The organism is Limimaricola variabilis (assembly GCF_014195545.1).
GTDB lineage: Bacteria > Pseudomonadota > Alphaproteobacteria > Rhodobacterales > Rhodobacteraceae > Limimaricola > Limimaricola variabilis.
In genome coordinates this window covers 377637-393691 of the sequence record NZ_JACIBX010000002.1, presented here as the reverse complement: position 1 = coordinate 393691, position 16055 = coordinate 377637, and the positions used below count along the sequence as shown (strand labels likewise).

14 protein-coding genes and 1 tRNA gene are annotated in these 16055 nt (G+C 68.7%); 7 read left to right on the top strand and 8 right to left on the bottom strand.

Annotation, left to right across the window (positions count from 1 at the left end; genetic code table 11):
* Nucleotides 1-40 precede the first annotated feature (40 nt).
* The 8 genes from fzlA to FHS00_RS04960 all read right to left on the bottom strand — a co-directional run bounded on the left by fzlA (nucleotide 41) and on the right by FHS00_RS04960 (nucleotide 11457).
* On the bottom strand, nucleotides 41-727 hold the full coding sequence (gene fzlA, locus FHS00_RS04995) for an FtsZ-binding protein FzlA (protein WP_183470433.1): 687 nt from the start codon (nucleotides 725-727) through the stop codon (nucleotides 41-43).
* A 47-nt stretch (nucleotides 728-774) separates the two neighbouring features.
* Nucleotides 775-1518: a monofunctional biosynthetic peptidoglycan transglycosylase gene (gene mtgA, locus FHS00_RS04990; RefSeq protein ID WP_183470431.1), complete on the bottom strand. Its 744-nt coding sequence runs from the start codon at nucleotides 1516-1518 to the stop codon at nucleotides 775-777.
* Nucleotides 1519-1549: 31 nt separating this feature from the next.
* Nucleotides 1550-2554, bottom strand: a complete 1005-nt coding sequence (locus FHS00_RS04985; RefSeq protein ID WP_221188711.1) for an alpha/beta fold hydrolase — start codon at nucleotides 2552-2554, stop codon at nucleotides 1550-1552.
* 139 nt (nucleotides 2555-2693) lie between these two features.
* Nucleotides 2694-7241, bottom strand: coding sequence for a glutamate synthase large subunit (gltB, locus tag FHS00_RS04980; RefSeq protein WP_183470429.1), 4548 nt, complete (start codon nucleotides 7239-7241; stop codon nucleotides 2694-2696).
* Complete coding sequence (locus FHS00_RS04975) at nucleotides 7228-7947, bottom strand: hypothetical protein (protein WP_183470427.1); 720 nt, start codon at nucleotides 7945-7947, stop codon at nucleotides 7228-7230. The genes gltB and FHS00_RS04975 overlap by 14 nt, the downstream gene beginning before the upstream one ends.
* 106 nt (nucleotides 7948-8053) lie before the next feature.
* Nucleotides 8054-9493 (bottom strand): NAD(P)-dependent oxidoreductase, encoded by a 1440-nt coding sequence (locus FHS00_RS04970; protein ID WP_183470425.1) that lies wholly within the window; start codon nucleotides 9491-9493, stop codon nucleotides 8054-8056.
* Nucleotides 9494-9654: 161 nt separating this feature from the next.
* On the bottom strand, nucleotides 9655-10458 hold the full coding sequence (locus tag FHS00_RS04965) for an undecaprenyl-diphosphate phosphatase (RefSeq protein ID WP_183470423.1): 804 nt from the start codon (nucleotides 10456-10458) through the stop codon (nucleotides 9655-9657).
* 15 nt (nucleotides 10459-10473) lie between these two features.
* Nucleotides 10474-11457, bottom strand: coding sequence for a complex I NDUFA9 subunit family protein (locus FHS00_RS04960; RefSeq protein WP_183470421.1), 984 nt, complete (start codon nucleotides 11455-11457; stop codon nucleotides 10474-10476).
* Between the two features lie 209 nt (nucleotides 11458-11666).
* On the opposite strand from FHS00_RS04960, the gene FHS00_RS04955 reads away from it, so the two are divergent.
* From FHS00_RS04955 to hpf, 7 genes are all read left to right on the top strand, one after another.
* Nucleotides 11667-11753 (top strand) — tRNA-Leu (locus tag FHS00_RS04955).
* 27 nt (nucleotides 11754-11780) lie between these two features.
* Complete coding sequence (locus FHS00_RS04950; protein ID WP_183470419.1) at nucleotides 11781-12392, top strand: ribonuclease D; 612 nt, start codon at nucleotides 11781-11783, stop codon at nucleotides 12390-12392.
* A gap of 1 nt (nucleotide 12393) precedes the next feature.
* Nucleotides 12394-13374, top strand: a complete 981-nt coding sequence (locus tag FHS00_RS04945; protein WP_183470724.1) for a KpsF/GutQ family sugar-phosphate isomerase — start codon at nucleotides 12394-12396, stop codon at nucleotides 13372-13374.
* Entirely contained in the window at nucleotides 13375-13983 is a 609-nt protein-coding gene (locus FHS00_RS04940) for a hypothetical protein (protein WP_183470417.1), read from the top strand.
* On the top strand, nucleotides 13983-14465 hold the full coding sequence (locus FHS00_RS04935; protein WP_183470415.1) for an LptA/OstA family protein: 483 nt from the start codon (nucleotides 13983-13985) through the stop codon (nucleotides 14463-14465). The genes FHS00_RS04940 and FHS00_RS04935 overlap by 1 nt, the downstream gene beginning before the upstream one ends.
* Nucleotides 14462-15223 (top strand): LPS export ABC transporter ATP-binding protein, encoded by a 762-nt coding sequence (gene lptB, locus FHS00_RS04930; protein ID WP_183470413.1) that lies wholly within the window; start codon nucleotides 14462-14464, stop codon nucleotides 15221-15223. Before FHS00_RS04935 ends, lptB begins: the two co-directional genes overlap by 4 nt.
* A 228-nt stretch (nucleotides 15224-15451) precedes the next feature.
* Complete coding sequence (hpf, locus tag FHS00_RS04925; RefSeq protein ID WP_183470412.1) at nucleotides 15452-16027, top strand: ribosome hibernation-promoting factor, HPF/YfiA family; 576 nt, start codon at nucleotides 15452-15454, stop codon at nucleotides 16025-16027.
* Nucleotides 16028-16055 lie beyond the last annotated feature (28 nt).

The window sequence follows — 16055 nt, the reverse complement described above, 5'->3', positions numbered from 1 at the left end:
CATCAGCTATGCCTTCGGGGCCCCGGCCCCAAGCCCGGCCTCAGAAATCGAGATCCGCGTAATGCGAGGGCTGCGGAAAGCCCGGCAGCTGGTCGGCCAGCAGCGAGCGGAAAGCCGGGCGCGACTTGATCTTGGCGTACCAGTCCTTGACCGTCTCGGAGCGGTTCCAGTCCACGTCCGAGATGTAGTCGAGGCAGGACAGATGCGCCGCGGCGGCGAAATCGGCGAGGCTGAGCTCGTTACCCGCGAGCCAGCGGCGCTGATCCAGGAGCCAGGCCATGTAGTCGAGGTGATACTTGATCGCCCGCGCCCCGGCCTTGACGTTGGTGCTGTCGGGATAGCCACCGCCCATGACCTTCTTGAAGACCCGCTCTCCGAGCAGCTTCGAGGTCACCTCGCGGTTGAACTTGTCGTCGAACCAGCCGACGAGACGGCGTACCTCGTAGCGGGCCTCGACCGATTGCGGCAGCAGCGGCGGATCGGGCTGCACCTCTTCGAGATATTCGCAGATCGCCGTGCTTTCCGACATCATGCGGTTGCCGAGCTTGAGCACCGGGACCTTGCCGGCCGGGTTGCGGCGCATGAACTCGGGGTCCTGCTCCCAGTAGCGCTCCTCGACGAGCTCCACCTCGATGCGTTTCTCGGCGAGCGAGAGCCTCACCTTCCGCGAGAAAGGTGAGAGCGGGAAGTGGTACAGGCGGTGGGCGGCGGGACGGCTGTTCTGCATGCCCCCCTATCTGCCGCAAGCGCGGCGCCGCTTCAATCCCGCGCGCGTCACTCGAAGCAGTCGTCGCGCCCGTCGCGCCGGATCGTTGCAGCGCCGTCGAGGATGGCGGCGGCCCGCCGGCGCACGAAATCGGAAGGATCGGCGGCCGAGCGTCGCTTGGGGTCGGGCAGGATCGCGGCGAGACGGGCAGCCTGCACGTCGGAGAGCTGCGCCGCCGATACGCCGAAGTAATGCGGCGCCGCGCGACCGATACCGAACACGCCCTCGTCGAACTCCGCGACGTTGAGATAGGTCTCGAGGATGCGCCGCTTGGTCCAGACCGCCTCGACGGGCGGGGTCAGCCCGGCCTCGAGCGCCTTGCGCAGCCAGCTGCGCCCCTGCCAGAGGAACACGTTCTTGACGACCTGCTGGCTGATGGTCGAGGCGCCGCGATTGCCGCCCGCCGCCATGGCGGTCCGGATCGCCTTGAGGTCGAGGCCCCAATGCAGGCAGAAATTTGCATCCTCCGCCGCGACGGCGGCGCGAGCCATGACCGGCGCGATCTCCTCCATCGGCACCCAGTCATGCGCGATCCCGCCCAGCCGGGCCCGCTCGGAGAGCATGTAGGGCGTGGTCGGCGGGTTCATGGTCGAGAACAGCAGGATCAGCGCCCCGGCGACGCCGACCAGCGCGGCTCCGGCCCAGAGCAGCAGCCGGGCGATCCGGCGGCCCGGCTTCGACGGCGTGTCGGAGGCCTTGCGCCTGCGGCGGCGTGCCGACCCTGTTTTCGATGTGTTCACGGGCTTGGACATGCCGCCATAGACCCTGCGCGTCGGGGTCGGGTCAAGCCGGTCGCGCGGCGCCCGCGCGCCCTTCCGCCCGCTCGATCGCGGCCATCACCGCCTCAGGCGCGCTCTGGTGGACCATGTGCCCCACCCCCGGCAGCACGGTGTAGCTGCTCTGTTCGATCTCGCGGTGCAGCCGCGCCGATTGCGCCTCGGAATCGACCACCCGGTCATCCGCCCCGGCGATGATCTCCACCGTCATATGCAGCTCGCGGTAGCCGTGACGCGCGGCGGCGGCCTGCGGGATCATCATCGCGGTCTCGGCGCCGCTGGCGCGCAGCTGCGAGGGGCGCAGCGCCATCTCGCGCGGAAACGCGGCGAAGCCGAGTGCGACCGGCGCGGGGGCGAAGATCCGGCGGACCAGCCGGGGCCAGATCAGCCGGGCCAGCGGCGGGGAGATGGTGTAGCGCAGCGCGTCGCCCAGCACCGGGACCCCCGGCGCAGAGAGGCCGATCACCTCGGGCCGTGCCGTCGGATAGTGGTAGCCGGCTGCCAGCACCAGCGCCCCGACCATGCCCGGATCGCGTCGCGCCAGCGCCACGGCTACCGCGCAGCCCCAGGAATGGCCGAGCACGGTGGCCCGTGCCACGCCGAGATGGCGCAGCGCCGCGTGCAGCAGATCCGCCTGCGCGGCGGCGCTCCAGACCCGGCCACGCGGCCGGGTGCTGTGGCCGAAGCCGGGCCGGTCGAAGACGATGACGCGATGCGTCCGTGCCGCCAGCGCCACGAGGCCGCTGCCCACGAAGTCCTCGATCATGCTGCCATTGCCGTGCAGCAGCACCAGCACCGGCCCGTCGCCGCGTTCGAGGTAATGCAGCCGCACGCCGTGCAGATCGAGGAACCGCCCACGCGGCGGGTTTTCGCGCTCGGCCTGTAGGGCGGCGCGATGGTTGGCATAGGCCGACACCGCCAGCGCGGTCGCGGCGAGCCCGGCCAGCGCGCGGGTCGGGCGGCGTCGCGCGGGAGGATGCTGTCGGTAGGCGGGGGGCGGGGTCTGGGTCATGGGCCGGCTCCATTGCGGGCGCGCGCTGCAGCGCGGCGCAGGGATTACGCACCAGACCGCGCCAAGTTCCCCTGCCCCCAAACGGCGCGGGGCCGGCGCGTCGCCGCGCCGGCCCCTGTTTTCGATCTCGCCTCAGCCGTCACTCGGCCGGCAGCGCCACCTTCTCGACCGTGAGCGGGTGCGGGATGTGGCGCAGCATCTCCTTGGGGCAGACCTGCAGGAAGTTGTGCTTCTCGCTGTCCCAGTGCTGCAGGATCTCGGCTGCCTTGCGGCTGCCGGTCTCGAGCTGGTGGCGCTCGATCAGACCCTTGAGCTGGTTTTCCCAATGCTCGACCGTGACGCCGCAGGTGACGAGCGTCTCGATGTTCATCAGCGGCTCAGCCAGCCCCTCGGGATCGTAGAGATAGGCCATGCCGCCGGTCATGCCGGCGCCGAAGTTCGCGCCGATCGAGCCGAGGATCACCGCGACCCCGCCGGTCATGTATTCGCAGCCATTGGTGCCGCAGCCTTCGATCACCACATGCGCGCCGGAGTTGCGCACCGCGAAGCGCTCGCCGGCGCGGCCGGCGGCGAAGAGGTAACCCGCCGTCGCCCCGTAGAGCACGGTGTTGCCGATGATGGTGTTCTCGGAGGCCACCAGCGGGCTCGCCATCGCCGGGCGCACCACGATGGTGCCGCCCGAGAGACCCTTGCCGACATAGTCGTTGGCGTCGCCCGAAACCTCGAGCTTCAGGCCGGGGGCCGCGAAGGCGCCGAGCGACTGGCCCGCCGAGCCGGTGAGCTTGACGGTCAGGTGGTCGGGCTGCAGCTGGTTCCGCATCCCGAAATTCTCGACGATATGCGCCGAGGTCCGGGTGCCGATGGTGCGGTGCGTGTTCTGCACCGCGTATTGCAGCTGCATCTTCTCGCCATCCTCGAGGAAGCGGCGGGCATCCTTGACGATCTCGGCGTCGAGCGTGTCGAGCACCTCGTTGCGCGGCTTGTTGCGGTCGTAGCGGATGCGGTTGGTGCCATCCACGGTGATCAGCAGCGGGTTGAGGTCGAGATCGTCGAGATGCGCCGAGCCACGGCTGACCTGGGTCAGCAGGTCGGCCCGGCCGATCACGTCATCGAGCGAACGCGCGCCGATGCTGGCCAGGATCTCGCGGACTTCCTGGGCATAGAAGGTGATCAGGTTCACCACCTTGTCGGCGTTGCCGGTGAACTTCTGGCGCAGCGCCTCGTCCTGGGTGCAGACCCCCACCGGGCAGGTGTTGGACTGGCACTGGCGGACCATGATGCAGCCCATCGCGATCAGCGCGGCGGTGCCGATGCCGTATTCCTCGGCCCCCATCATCGCCGCCATGACGATGTCGCGGCCGGTCCGCAGCCCGCCATCGGTCCTGAGCGTCACCCGGTCGCGCAGGTTGTTCATCGACAGCACCTGATGCGCCTCGGTGAGACCCATCTCCCAGGGCAGGCCCGCGTATTTGATCGAGGTCGCCGGCGAGGCGCCGGTGCCGCCGTTGTGGCCCGAGATCAGGATCACGTCGGCCTTGGCCTTGGCCACGCCCGCCGCGATGGTGCCGACACCCGACGACGACACCAGCTTCACCGTGACCTTGGCGCGCGGGTTGATCTGCTTGAGGTCGTAGATCAGCTGCGCGAGGTCCTCGATCGAGTAGATGTCATGGTGCGGCGGCGGCGAGATGAGGGTCACGCCCTCGGTCGAGTGCCGCAGCCGTGCGATCAGCTTGGTGACCTTCATCCCCGGAAGCTGGCCGCCCTCGCCGGGCTTGGCGCCCTGCGCCACCTTGATCTCCAGCTCCTCGCAGGCGCCGAGATATTCGGCGGTGACACCGAAGCGGCCCGACGCCACCTGCTTGATCTTGGCCGACGGGTTGTCGCCGTTGGCCTCGGGCAGGAAATGCGCCGGATCCTCGCCGCCCTCGCCCGAGTCGGACTTGGCGCCGATCCGGTTCATCGCGACGTTGAGCGTCTTGTGCGCCTCGGGGCTCAGCGCGCCCAGCGACATGCCCGGCGTGACGAAGCGCTTGCGGATCGAGGTGATGCTCTCGACCTGCTCGATCGGGATCGCCTCGCCGATCGGTTTGATCGCCAGCAGGTCGCGCAGGTGGATCGGCGGGTTGGCCTGCATGGTCGCGGCGTATTGCTTCCACAACTCGAAGGAGGCGCGGTCGCAGGCGGCCTGCATCATGTGCATGGTGGTGGCTTCCCAGGCGTGCTTCTCGCCCGAGCGGCGCGACTTGTAGAAGCCGCCGATCGGCAGCGTGCCGAGATCGGCGCCCGGCTTGGTCCAGCCCTTGGCGTGCACCTCCTCGAGCTTCTTCTGGATGCCGGTCAGGCCGATGCCCGAGATCCGCGAATGCATGCCGGGGAAGTACTCGGCGCACATGGCGCGCGACAGGCCCACGGCCTCGAAGTTGAGACCGCCGCGATAGGAGGAGATCACCGAGATGCCCATCTTGGCCATGATCTTCAGAAGGCCCGCATCGACCGCGTCGCGGTAGCGGCGCATGATGTCGGTGAGCGTGCCCTCGAGCAGGCCGCGGTTCAGGCGGTCGGCGAGGCTGTCCTGCGCGAGATAGGCGTTCACCGTGGTCGCGCCCGAGGAGATCAGCACCGCGAAGTAATGCGGGTCGATGCATTCGGCCGAGCGGACGTTGACCGAGCAGAAGGTGCGCAGGCCCTTGCGGGTCAGCCAGCTGTGCACGGCGGAGGTGGCGAGGATCATCGGCATCGCCACCTTGTCCTCGTCCTGGTGCTGGTCGGTGAGCACGATGTGCCCGGCGCCCGAACGCACCGCGTCCTCCGCCTCGGCGCGGATCCGCTCGAGGCCCGCGCGCAGCCCGTCAGGCGCGCCGCCCGCCGGGAAGGTGCAGTCGATGAAGGCCACCTGGTCGCCGAACTGCTCGACCATGGTGTCGAACTCGGCATTGGCGATGAACGGGCTCTCCAGCACCAGAATCTCGGCCTGCGACGAGCTCTCGTCGAGCACGTTCTTGAGGTTGCCGAAGCGGGTCTTGAGCGACATCACCCGGCTTTCGCGCAAGCTGTCGATCGGCGGGTTGGTGACCTGGCTGAAGTTCTGCCGGAAGAAGTGCGACAGCGGCCGGTACTTGGTCGAGAGCACGGCGGAGGGGGTGTCGTCGCCCATGGAGGCGATCATCTCCTTGCCGTCCTCGGCCATCGGCGCGAGCACCTGCTCCAGCTCCTCGATCGAGTAGCCGGCCGCGATCTGGCGCTTGCGCAGCTCATGGCCCTCGAAGAGCGGCTCCTCGGGAACGTCACGCAGGATGTCGTTAAGGTTCACGACCTTCTCGATCCACTCGCTGAAGGGTTGCGAGGCGGCGAGCTTGTCCTTCATCTCGCTGTCGTGGAACAGCCGGCCCTCGGTCATGTCGACCGCGATCAGCTGGCCCGGCCCGAGCGCGCCCTTCTCGACGACGCTGGCTTCGTCGACCGGAACCATGCCCGCCTCGGAGCCCGCAACGAGAAGCCCGTCGCCGGTGACAACGTAGCGCATCGGGCGCAGGCCGTTGCGGTCGAGACCGGCGCAGACCCAGCGGCCATCGGTCATGGCGAGCGCCGCGGGACCGTCCCAGGGCTCCATCACCGCGTTACAGTAGGAATACATGTCCTGCCAGGCCTGGGGCATCTCGACCTGGCTCTTGGACCAGGCCTCGGGCACCAGCATGGTCTTGGCCATCGGCGCGTTGCGCCCGGCGCGGACCAGCACCTCGAACACCGAGTCGAGCGCGGCCGAGTCCGACGAGCCCTGCGGCACGATCGGCTTGATGTCCTCGGCCATCTCTCCGAAGGTCGACGAGGCCATGCGGATCTCGTGGCTCTTCATCCAGTTGATGTTGCCCTTCAGCGTGTTGATCTCGCCGTTATGGGCGAGCATGCGGAAGGGCTGGGCCAGCCACCACTGCGGGAAGGTGTTGGTGGAATAGCGCTGGTGGTAGAGCGCGAAGGCGCTCTCGAAGCGCGGGTCCATCAGGTCGGGGTAGAACACCGCCACCTGCTCGGCCAGCATCATGCCCTTGTAGATCACCGAGCGGCAGGACAGCGAGGCGAGGTAGAGCTCGCGCACGCCGGCCGCGGTGGCGGCGCGCTCGATCCGGCGGCGGATGATGTAGAGCTCGCGCTCGAACTGCTCCTCGTCGATGTCCTTCTCGCAGCGGATCAGGATCTGCTCGATCTCGGGGCGGGTGGCGTTGGCCTTCTCGCCGAGGCAGGTGATGTCGACCGGCACGTGGCGCCAGCCATAGATGTAGTGCCCCATGCGGAGCACTTCGGTCTCGACGATGGTCCGGCAGGTCTCCTGCGCGCCGAAATCGTTGCGCGGCAGAAAGACCTGGCCCACCGCGATGCGGCGGTCGGCCATCGGCTCGTGGCCGGTGCGGCGGATCTGGTCCTCGAAGAAGGCGCGCGGGATCTGCACGTGGATGCCGGCGCCGTCGCCGGTCTTGCCGTCGGCGTCGACGGCGCCGCGGTGCCAGACCGCCTTCAGCGCGGCGATGCCCTTCTCGACCACGGCGCGCTGCGGCTTGCCGTCGATCGCGACGACGAGGCCGACGCCGCAGGAGGCGTGCTCGTCATCCTCGCGGTAGAGGCCGTTCTCGGCCATGAACTTGCGCTTGGCCTCTTCGGCGGCGACCCAGGCGGCATCAAAGTTGGTCATGGGCGGTCTCCTTGGCGGGGGATGCGGGGGCCTTCGACATGGTGGCGCCGCAGCCGTGTTTGGGATGGGACGAGAGGAAGCCCGGCTCGTCCGGGAAGATGAATTCGACCGGCCGGTCGTCGGAGCTGAACGAGCCCTCCGGGCCGGTCACTTCGCTTTCGCCGGAGAGGAAGATCCGGCGGGCGCGGTCGATGAACTCGTAGCCGGCGCTGCGCCACATCTCCTCGCCGTCCGGGCTGATGGCCCGCACCTCGTACTCGGTGCGGTCCAGCTCGACCCCGTCGATGGTGACGGTCTCGCCGGTGAGGCTGTCGAACCCGACATAGCGGGTCTCGCCCACCTCGTCCGACAGCGTCGTGAAATCGAAGGAATCGGCGCCGGTCTCGACCAACTCGGAGAAGGAGGCCGGGTCGGCCGGGTCGGGCCCGAGCCGCTCGGCGCGGTTGGCGCGCGGATAGACGCTTTCGACCCACTGGGTCTCGCCGTCGATCGCGCCGAAATAGCTCACCCCTTCGAGGTCGAGATCGACCCGGCGGCGCCAGCCCTCCGGATCACCCTCGCAGGTGAAATGATGCGAGACGGTGCAGCTCGCCGTCTGCACGGTCATCTCGGCGGTGCAACCCTCGGGCAGCGTCACCTGACGCGGCGCCTGCGCGCCGGCCGCGACGGGCAGCGCGCAGAACAGGAGGGCGATAGGCGTCTTCATGGCAGTCTCCGTGATCGGGACGTGAATGACCGGGTCGGAACGCACCGGCCCATGGGCCGGAGCACGAGGGACACGAAGGGGGCGGGCGCGCGGCCCGCCGCCCGCGTCACTCGGCGGCGACGCCGGCGCTGGCCGACTGGTCGAGATACTCGACGATCGCCGAAGCGCTGTCACGCCCGTCGCGGATCGCCCAGACCACGAGCGAGGCACCGCGCACGATGTCGCCCACGGCAAAGACGCCGTCGAGCGAGGTGGCGCCGGTGCCGAACTCGGCCCGCACGGTGCCCCAGCGGGTCACTTCGAGACCTTCGACACCCCAAAGCGTCGGCAGGTCCTCCGGCTCGAAGCCGAGCGCCTTGATCACCAGATCGGCCTCTTCGAGGTAATCCGCGCCCTCGATCTTCTCGGGCATGCGGCGGCCGGTGGCGTCCGGCGTGCCGAGGCGCATCCTGTGGACATGGACGCCCCTGACGCCTTGCGCGTCGCATTCGAAGCCCTTGGGGGCCGACAGCCAGACCAGTTCGACGCCCTCTTCCTCGGCGTTGGCGACCTCGCGCTGGCTCCCCGGCATGTTGGCCCGGTCGCGGCGATAGAGACACTTCACGCTCTCCGCGCCCTGACGGATCGCGGTGCGCACGCAGTCCATGGCGGTGTCGCCGCCGCCGATCACCACGACCTTCTTGCCGGCCGCGTTCAGCTCGCCGCTGTCGTATTCCGGCACGTCGTCGCCGAAGTTCTTGCGGTTCGAGGCGGTGAGGTAGTCGATGGCGCGGACCACGCCGTTATGGTCGCTGTCGGGCAGGTCGCGCGACTTGTAGACGCCGGTGGCGATCAGCACGGCGTCGTGCTTGCCGCGGATGGCGTCGAAGGAGATGTCCTCGCCGACCTTGCAGTTCAGCACGAACTCGACGCCCGACTCCTCGAACTGCTTGGTGCGGCGATCCACGACCTCCTTCTCGAGCTTGAAGCCCGGGATGCCATAGGTCATCAGCCCGCCGACCCGGTCGTAGCGGTCATAGACCGTGACCTGCACGCCGGCGCGGCGCAGGTAGTCGGCGGCAGCCAGACCGCCGGGGCCAGCGCCGATGATTCCGACGCTCTCGGGACGCTCGCGCGCGGGGCGGATCGGCTGAACCCAGCCCTCGTCCCAGGCGGTGTCGGTGATGAACTTCTCGACCGAGCCGATGGTGACCGTGCCGTGGCCCGACTGCTCGATCACGCAGTTGCCCTCGCAGAGCCGGTCCTGCGGGCAGATACGGCCACAGATCTCGGGGAAGGTGTTGGTCGCCTGGGAGACCTCGTAGGCTTCCTGCAGACGGCCCTGGGCGGTCAGGCGCAGCCAGTCGGGGATATTGTTGTGCAGCGGGCAATGCGTCTGGCAGTAGGGCACGCCGCACTGGCTGCAACGGCTCGACTGCTCGGCCGCCTTGTCGCGGGCGAACTCGGCGTAGATCTCGCGGAAGTCCTCGCGCCGGGCAGTGGCCAGACGCTTCTCCGGCATGTCGCGCGGCACCGACACGAATTTCAGCATCTTGTTTTCGGCCATGGCTCGTCTCCCTCTGGCTGGGCTCGCCGAGGGCATATCCGAAGCTTGCCGCGATGAAAAGGCAGCACGGCTGACTTATTTGCCGCTTAAGCGGTCGAGTTTCCTAGCCGAATGGCTAGCTCATGCAAATAATTAGTAAACCGTGCTGACCCATCACCCTCTCAGACCATGAAAAGACCGGCCAGAGTCAGCAGGCCGATGATGATTCGCCACCAGCCGAACAGCGCGTATCCATGCCGCGAGACGTAGCCGAGCAGCCATTTCACCACGACCACCCCTGCCACGAAGGCCATGGCAAAGCCGATGGCGATCTCGTGGATCGCGGTGAGATCGAGCACGTCGCGGTTCTTGAACAGGTCGTAGGCCACCGCCCCGGCCATGGTCGGCATCGACAGGAAGAACGAGAACTCGGCCGCCGCGCGCTTGCCGACCCCCATCGACAGCCCGCCGACGATGGTCGCGCCCGAGCGCGACACGCCCGGCACCATCGCCAGCACCTGGAACATCCCGATCGCCAGCGCGGTCTTGATCGGCAGCTGCGTCGCATCCTCGTAGCGCGGCGTCGGCGCCATGCGGTCGGCGAAGAGCAGCACCACCCCGCCCAGCACCAGCATCACGGCGATCAGCGCCGGGGTTTCGAACAGCACCGTCTTGATCAGATCATGCGCCAGCACGCCGATCACCGCCGCCGGAAGAAAGGCGATCAGCACCGCCGCCACGAAGCGGCGCGCGGCCGGATCGTGCGGCGCGGCGCGCAGCACCCCCCAGAGCTGGGTGAAATAGAGCGTCAGCAGCGCCAGCACCGCGCCGAGCTGGATCACCACCTCGAAGGTGCGCCCGGCGCTTTCGAAGCCGAGGAAATGCCCAGCGATCAGCAGGTGACCGGTCGATGAGACCGGGATGAACTCGGTCAGGCCCTCCAGCAGACCGAGCAGGAGAGGCAGGAGAATCGTCTCTCCAGTCATGGCGATGTCCGTCCGTTAGTGGTGGCGCAGGTTCCGCGCCGATTCCTTGATGGCCAGATACTGCCCCGAGGGGCGGAACCGCCACAAATAATCCGGCAGCACCGCCTCCATCGCGCGTGGGTTGATGCCGAGATCGGCGAATCCCTTTGCACGTGTGCTCACGATATTGTCGCGACGCAGATCGGCGACCTGATCGGCGGTGATCGGCGCGCGCACCAGACCGAGGCTGAGCATCTGCACCACCCGGCCGGCGCTGGCCATCAGCCGGCCGATTCCAAAGGGCAGGCCCAGCACGATCCGGCGGCGCCGGATGATGTGCAGCATCTGGGTGATGAGTTCGCGGAAGCTGTGCACGTCCGGCCCGCCCAGCTCGTAGACGCCCGGCGCGGCGCGGCCCTCGGCCGCGATCTCGGCGGCATGGGCCACGTCGTCGACATGCACCGGCTGGAACCGGGTGTCGGCACCGACCAGCGGGACCACCGGCGAGAACTGCGCCATGGCGGCGAAGCGGTTGAAGAACCCGTCCTCGGCACCGAACAGGACAGACGGGCGCAGGATCACCGCCTGCGGCATGTGCCTCAGCACGCCCGCCTCGCCCTCGGCCTTGGAGCGGGAGTAGCCGCTCTCGGACTCGGCATCGGCGCCGATCGCCGAGACATGCACCATGCGCGCCACGCCCGCCTCGGCGGCGAGCCGGGCGATCCGCTCCGGACCCTCGGCCTGCACGGCCTGGAAGGTGTTGCGCCCCTGCTCGGCCAGCACGCCCACGCAGTTGATCACCACCTCGGCCCCGGTCAGCGCCGCGCGCACGCTGTTGTCGTCGCGGATGTTGCACAGCACCGGCTCGACCTGCCCCACCACGCCGTAGGTGCGCACGAAGAGCGCCTCTTCGGGACGGCGGCAGGCCACGCGCACGCGCCAGCCCTGCTGCGCCATCCGACGCGTGATATAGCGCCCGAGGAAGCCCGATCCGCCGTAGATGGTCACAAGTCCGGTCATCGGCCCCGCCCTGATTGAGGTAATTTGATGCCTCGCGGTTTACCCGCCGGGGCGGATGCGGACAAGCGCCGATCCGGAGGCCCACTAAAGGCGACGGCAAGGGACGCTGCAGAGCGGCTCGACGGGCTTCCGCCGCGGCAGCGCAAAAAACCCGCGAAGGCCCGTTGACACCCCCCGCGCCATTCCGTAGATCGCCCCTCACACGACCTGCCCAGGTGGTGGAATTGGTAGACGCGCTGGCTTCAGGTGCCAGTGTCCGAAAGGACGTGGAGGTTCGAGTCCTCTCCTGGGCACCATCCCTCCCGCATTAAAGCGAGGGTCTCGTGGCGAACCACCTATATCAAGACGATCTACCGGACGGGCTCGATCTCGGCCCTGTCGTTGCCATCGATTGCGAAACCATGGGTCTCAACCCGGTGCGCGATCGGCTCTGCCTCGTGCAGATGTCGGCGGGCGACGGCGACTGCCACATGATCCAGGTCCGCCCCGGCCAGAACGCGGCACCGAATCTGGTCCGGATGCTCGAAGACCCGCAGGTGCTCAAGCTGTTCCATTTCGGCCGGTTCGACATCGCCGCGATGCTGAACGCCTTCGGCGCCACCGCGCGCCCGGTCTACTGCACCAAGATCGCCTCGAAGCTCATCCGCACCTATACCGACCGGCATGGCCTCAAATACCTGCTGCAGGAACTCGTCGGCGTCGACATTTCCAAGCAGCAGCAGCAATCCGATTGGGGCGCCGAGGAGCTGAGTTCGGCGCAGCTCGACTACGCCGCCTCGGACGTGCTGTACCTGCATCGGCTGCGCGACGCGCTCGATGCCCGGCTCGCGCGCGAAGGTCGCGTCGAGCTGGCGCAGGCCTGCTTCGACTTCCTGCCCACGCGCGCGGCGCTCGATCTGGCGGGATGGGCCGATGCCGACATCTTCTCGCACTGACATGACTGACGAGGCACAACGCTCCGCCGATCTCACCGTCGCCCGCCAGGTGATCGGCGACGAGGCCGCGGGCCTCGCCGCGCTGGCACGCGGGCTCGATGGCGGCTTCGCGCAGGCGCTCGAGGCGATCCGGGCCGCGCCCGGCCGGGTGATCGTCTCAGGCATGGGCAAGTCCGGCCATGTCGCCCGCAAGATCGCGGCCACCTTCGCCTCGACCGGCACGCCCGCCTCCTTCGTGCATCCGGCCGAAGCCAGCCATGGCGATCTCGGCATGATCTCCAAGGGCGACGTGGTGCTGGTGCTGTCGAATTCGGGCGAGACGCCCGAGCTCGCCGATCTCGTCGCTCATACCCGGCGATTCGGCATCCCGCTGATTGGCGTCGCGGCCCGGCCGCAGAGCACCCTGATGACCCAGGCCGACATCGCGATCACGCTGCCCGCCCTGCCCGAGGCCTGCGGCATCGGCGTGGTGCCGACCACCTCGACCACCATGACGCTGGCGCTGGGCGACGCACTGGCCATCGCGCTGATGCGCGGGCGCGGCTTCACCGCGGCCGATTTCCGCGCCTTCCACCCCGGTGGCAAGCTCGGCGCCCGGCTGGCGCGGGTGCGTGATCTGATGCATGGCGCCGAAGAGCTGCCGCTGGTCGATCGCGACACGCCGATGGCCGACACGCTGCTGGCGATCACCGGCGCGGGATTCGGCGTGGTCGGCGTGACCGACGCGTCGGGCGGGCTTGTGGGAATCGTCACCGATGGCGATCTGCGGCGGCATATGGACGGGCTGCTCGACCACATCGCGGTCGAGGTGATGACGCCCGCGCCGCGCACCATCCGCCCCGACGCGCTCGCCGCCGAGGCGCTGGCGCAGATGAACGAGCGCAAGATCACCTGCCTCTTCGTCGTGGATGACGAGGACGCCGCGCGGCGTCCCTTGGGAATCCTGCACATCCATGACTGCCTGCGGGCCGGCGTTGCCTGAATGCATGCCCGCGACAACGCCTATTCGCGTTTCATCGGCCGCGCCAAGGTGCTGCTGCCGCTGGTCGGGCTGATCCTGCTCTCGACCCTGTTCCTGATCGCCCGCAGCCCCACCCGGCCCGGCGAGATTCCCTTCGCCGAGATCGAGGCGATCGCCGCCGAACAGCGGGTCAGCGCCCCGCGATTCGCCGGCAGCACCGAAAGCGGCGCGGCGATCGCGGTAGAGGCCGATACCGTGCGACCCCGCGCCGGCACCGACGGCGTCTACATCGTGGTCGCGCCGCGCGGCAGCATCGAAGGCCCCGGCGCCGCGCGGGTCGATCTCAAGGCCGCGCGCGGCGAGGTCGAGCCGAGCCGCGGGCAACTGCGGCTCGATGGCGGCGTCTCGATCCTCGACAGCCGCGGCTACAGCGTCGAGACCCCGACGATGGAAGCCGATCTCGCCACCGGCGGGCTGGTCTCGACCGGCGAGATCGTGGTGACCGCGCCGTTCGGCGAGCTGACCGCCGCCGAGATGCGCACCACCCTGCCCGAGGGCGGCGTTCCGCACATGGTGTTCTCCGGCGGCGTCCGGCTGCTATATGATCCGGCGAGCCGAGGAGAGAACTGATGACCCGCCTGACCGCCACGCTGCTGACGATCGCCCTGTTCCTGCCCGGCCTCGCTGCGGCCCAGACCCAAATGGCACTGGGCGGGCTCGACGCCGACCCCGACGCGCCGGTCGAGATCACCGCCGAGAGCCTTTCGGTCGATCAGGCCACCGGCCGCGCCACCTTCGTGGGGGATGTCCGCATCGGTCAGGGCGAGATGAAGATCTCCGCCGCCACGGTCGAGGTGATCTATGACGAAGCCACAGGCGATATCGCCCGGCTCGAGGCCGAGGGCGGCGTGACCTTCGTCACCGCCACCGAGGCCGCCGAGGCCCAGAGCGCGATCTACGACATCGCCGGCGGCACGCTGCTGCTGACCGGCGACGTGCTGCTGACGCAGGGCCGCACGGCGCTGTCCTCGCAGAACATGTCGATCGACCTCGCTGCCGGCACCGCCGAGCTGACCGGCGGCGTGCGCAGCGTCATCGAGCCGGCGCAGTGACCTCCCGCCCCGCCCTTGAACTGACCCCCGGCAGCGGCGGCCTGCGGGTCACCGGCCTGCGCAAGTCGTATCGCAAGCGTCCGGTAATCCGCGACGTGTCGCTGCATCTCGACCGCGGCGAGGTGGTGGCGCTCTTGGGCCCCAACGGCTCGGGCAAGACCACCTGCTTCTACTCGATCGCCGGGCTGGTCACGCCAGAGGGCGGACAGGTGACGATCGAGGGCCGCGACGCGACGCTGCTGCCGATGTATCGCCGCGCCCGGCTCGGCATCGGCTACCTGCCGCAGGAGATGTCGGTGTTTCGTGGCCTCAACGTCGAGGACAACATCCTCGCGGTGCTGGAGATCGCCGAGCGCGACCGCACCTCCCGCCGCGAGCGGCTCGAGGAGCTGCTGTCGGATTTCTCGATCGGGCATCTGCGCCGCGCCCCGGCGCTGGCCCTGTCGGGCGGCGAACGACGCCGGGTCGAGATTGCCCGCTGCCTCGCCGCCAACCCGCGCTACGTGCTGCTCGACGAGCCCTTCGCCGGGGTCGATCCGATCGCCGTGGGCGAGATCCGCGACCTCGTGGCGGCGCTGAAGACCCGCGGGCTGGGCGTGCTGATCACCGACCACAACGTGCGCGAGACCCTCGGCATCGTCGATCGTGCCTATATTCTGCATGACGGCCACGTGCTGATGTCGGGCACCACCGAAGAAGTGATCCGCGACGAGAACGTGCGCCGGGTCTATCTCGGCCAGGGCTTCCGGATCGGCTGATCTCCGCTGCAACGGCAGCGTTGACAAGCCGGGGGCCGATCGGGCGAGATGGGACTCGATGACGCAGACCCACCGCACTTGTCCACAGGCCGTTACGGCTCCGACACGACGGGCCGCACCGGCCCTGCGGCAAGCCGGGTCCACTCATCCCCACCCCCCGCCGGCCCTTGGCATCGGCGCGCCCCGGGCGCGCGCCGCCATTGTGCCGCGCCCTTGAAGGAGACCTCCATGCGCTACCAGATCACCGGCAAGCAGATCGAGATCGGCGAGGCGCTGCAGACTCACGTGCAGACCGAGCTCGGTGCCACGGTCGCCAAGTATGCGGGTCGGCCGACGGACGCCAACGTGGTGTTCTCGCGCTCGGGCCATGAGCATGTCTGCGAGACCGTGGTGCACCTCTCAACTGGCCTCAACGCCCAGGCCACCGGCCGCGCCACAGAGATCTACGCCGCCTTCGAGGCCTGCTGCGAGAAGATGGACAAGCAACTCAGGCGCTACAAGCGCCGCCTCAAGGACCACCACAAGGCGCGTGCGAACCCGGTTGAACAATCTCTCGCGGGCTCCTATATCCTCGCCGCCGGCGGGGATTCGGACGAATCCGAGCAGGACGGCCTCGCGCCGATGATCGTGGCCGAGATGGAATCGAAGATCCCGGAGCTGTCGGTCGGCGAAGCGGTGATGCAGCTGGAGCTGGCGGATGCGCCGGTGCTGGTCTTCCGCAATGAGAAGCATAGCGGGATCAACGTGGTCTATCGCCGCGACGACGGCAATTTCGGGTGGATCGACCCGCGTAACATCGGCTAGGAGGGACCACGAACCTGGCTCTCCGAGC

Coding starts and splice junctions, on each gene's coding strand:
- fzlA (WP_183470433.1), bottom strand. CDS start 727: ATGCAGAACAGCCGTCCCGCCGCCCACCGCCTGTACCACTTCCCGCTC.
- mtgA (WP_183470431.1), bottom strand. CDS start 1,518: ATGTCCAAGCCCGTGAACACATCGAAAACAGGGTCGGCACGCCGCCGC.
- FHS00_RS04985 (WP_221188711.1), bottom strand. CDS start 2,554: ATGACCCAGACCCCGCCCCCCGCCTACCGACAGCATCCTCCCGCGCGA.
- gltB (WP_183470429.1), bottom strand. CDS start 7,241: ATGACCAACTTTGATGCCGCCTGGGTCGCCGCCGAAGAGGCCAAGCGC.
- FHS00_RS04975 (WP_183470427.1), bottom strand. CDS start 7,947: ATGAAGACGCCTATCGCCCTCCTGTTCTGCGCGCTGCCCGTCGCGGCC.
- FHS00_RS04970 (WP_183470425.1), bottom strand. CDS start 9,493: ATGGCCGAAAACAAGATGCTGAAATTCGTGTCGGTGCCGCGCGACATG.
- FHS00_RS04965 (WP_183470423.1), bottom strand. CDS start 10,458: ATGACTGGAGAGACGATTCTCCTGCCTCTCCTGCTCGGTCTGCTGGAG.
- FHS00_RS04960 (WP_183470421.1), bottom strand. CDS start 11,457: ATGACCGGACTTGTGACCATCTACGGCGGATCGGGCTTCCTCGGGCGC.
- FHS00_RS04945 (WP_183470724.1), top strand. CDS start 12,394: ATGACTGACGAGGCACAACGCTCCGCCGATCTCACCGTCGCCCGCCAG.
- FHS00_RS04940 (WP_183470417.1), top strand. CDS start 13,375: ATGCATGCCCGCGACAACGCCTATTCGCGTTTCATCGGCCGCGCCAAG.
- FHS00_RS04935 (WP_183470415.1), top strand. CDS start 13,983: ATGACCCGCCTGACCGCCACGCTGCTGACGATCGCCCTGTTCCTGCCC.
- hpf (WP_183470412.1), top strand. CDS start 15,452: ATGCGCTACCAGATCACCGGCAAGCAGATCGAGATCGGCGAGGCGCTG.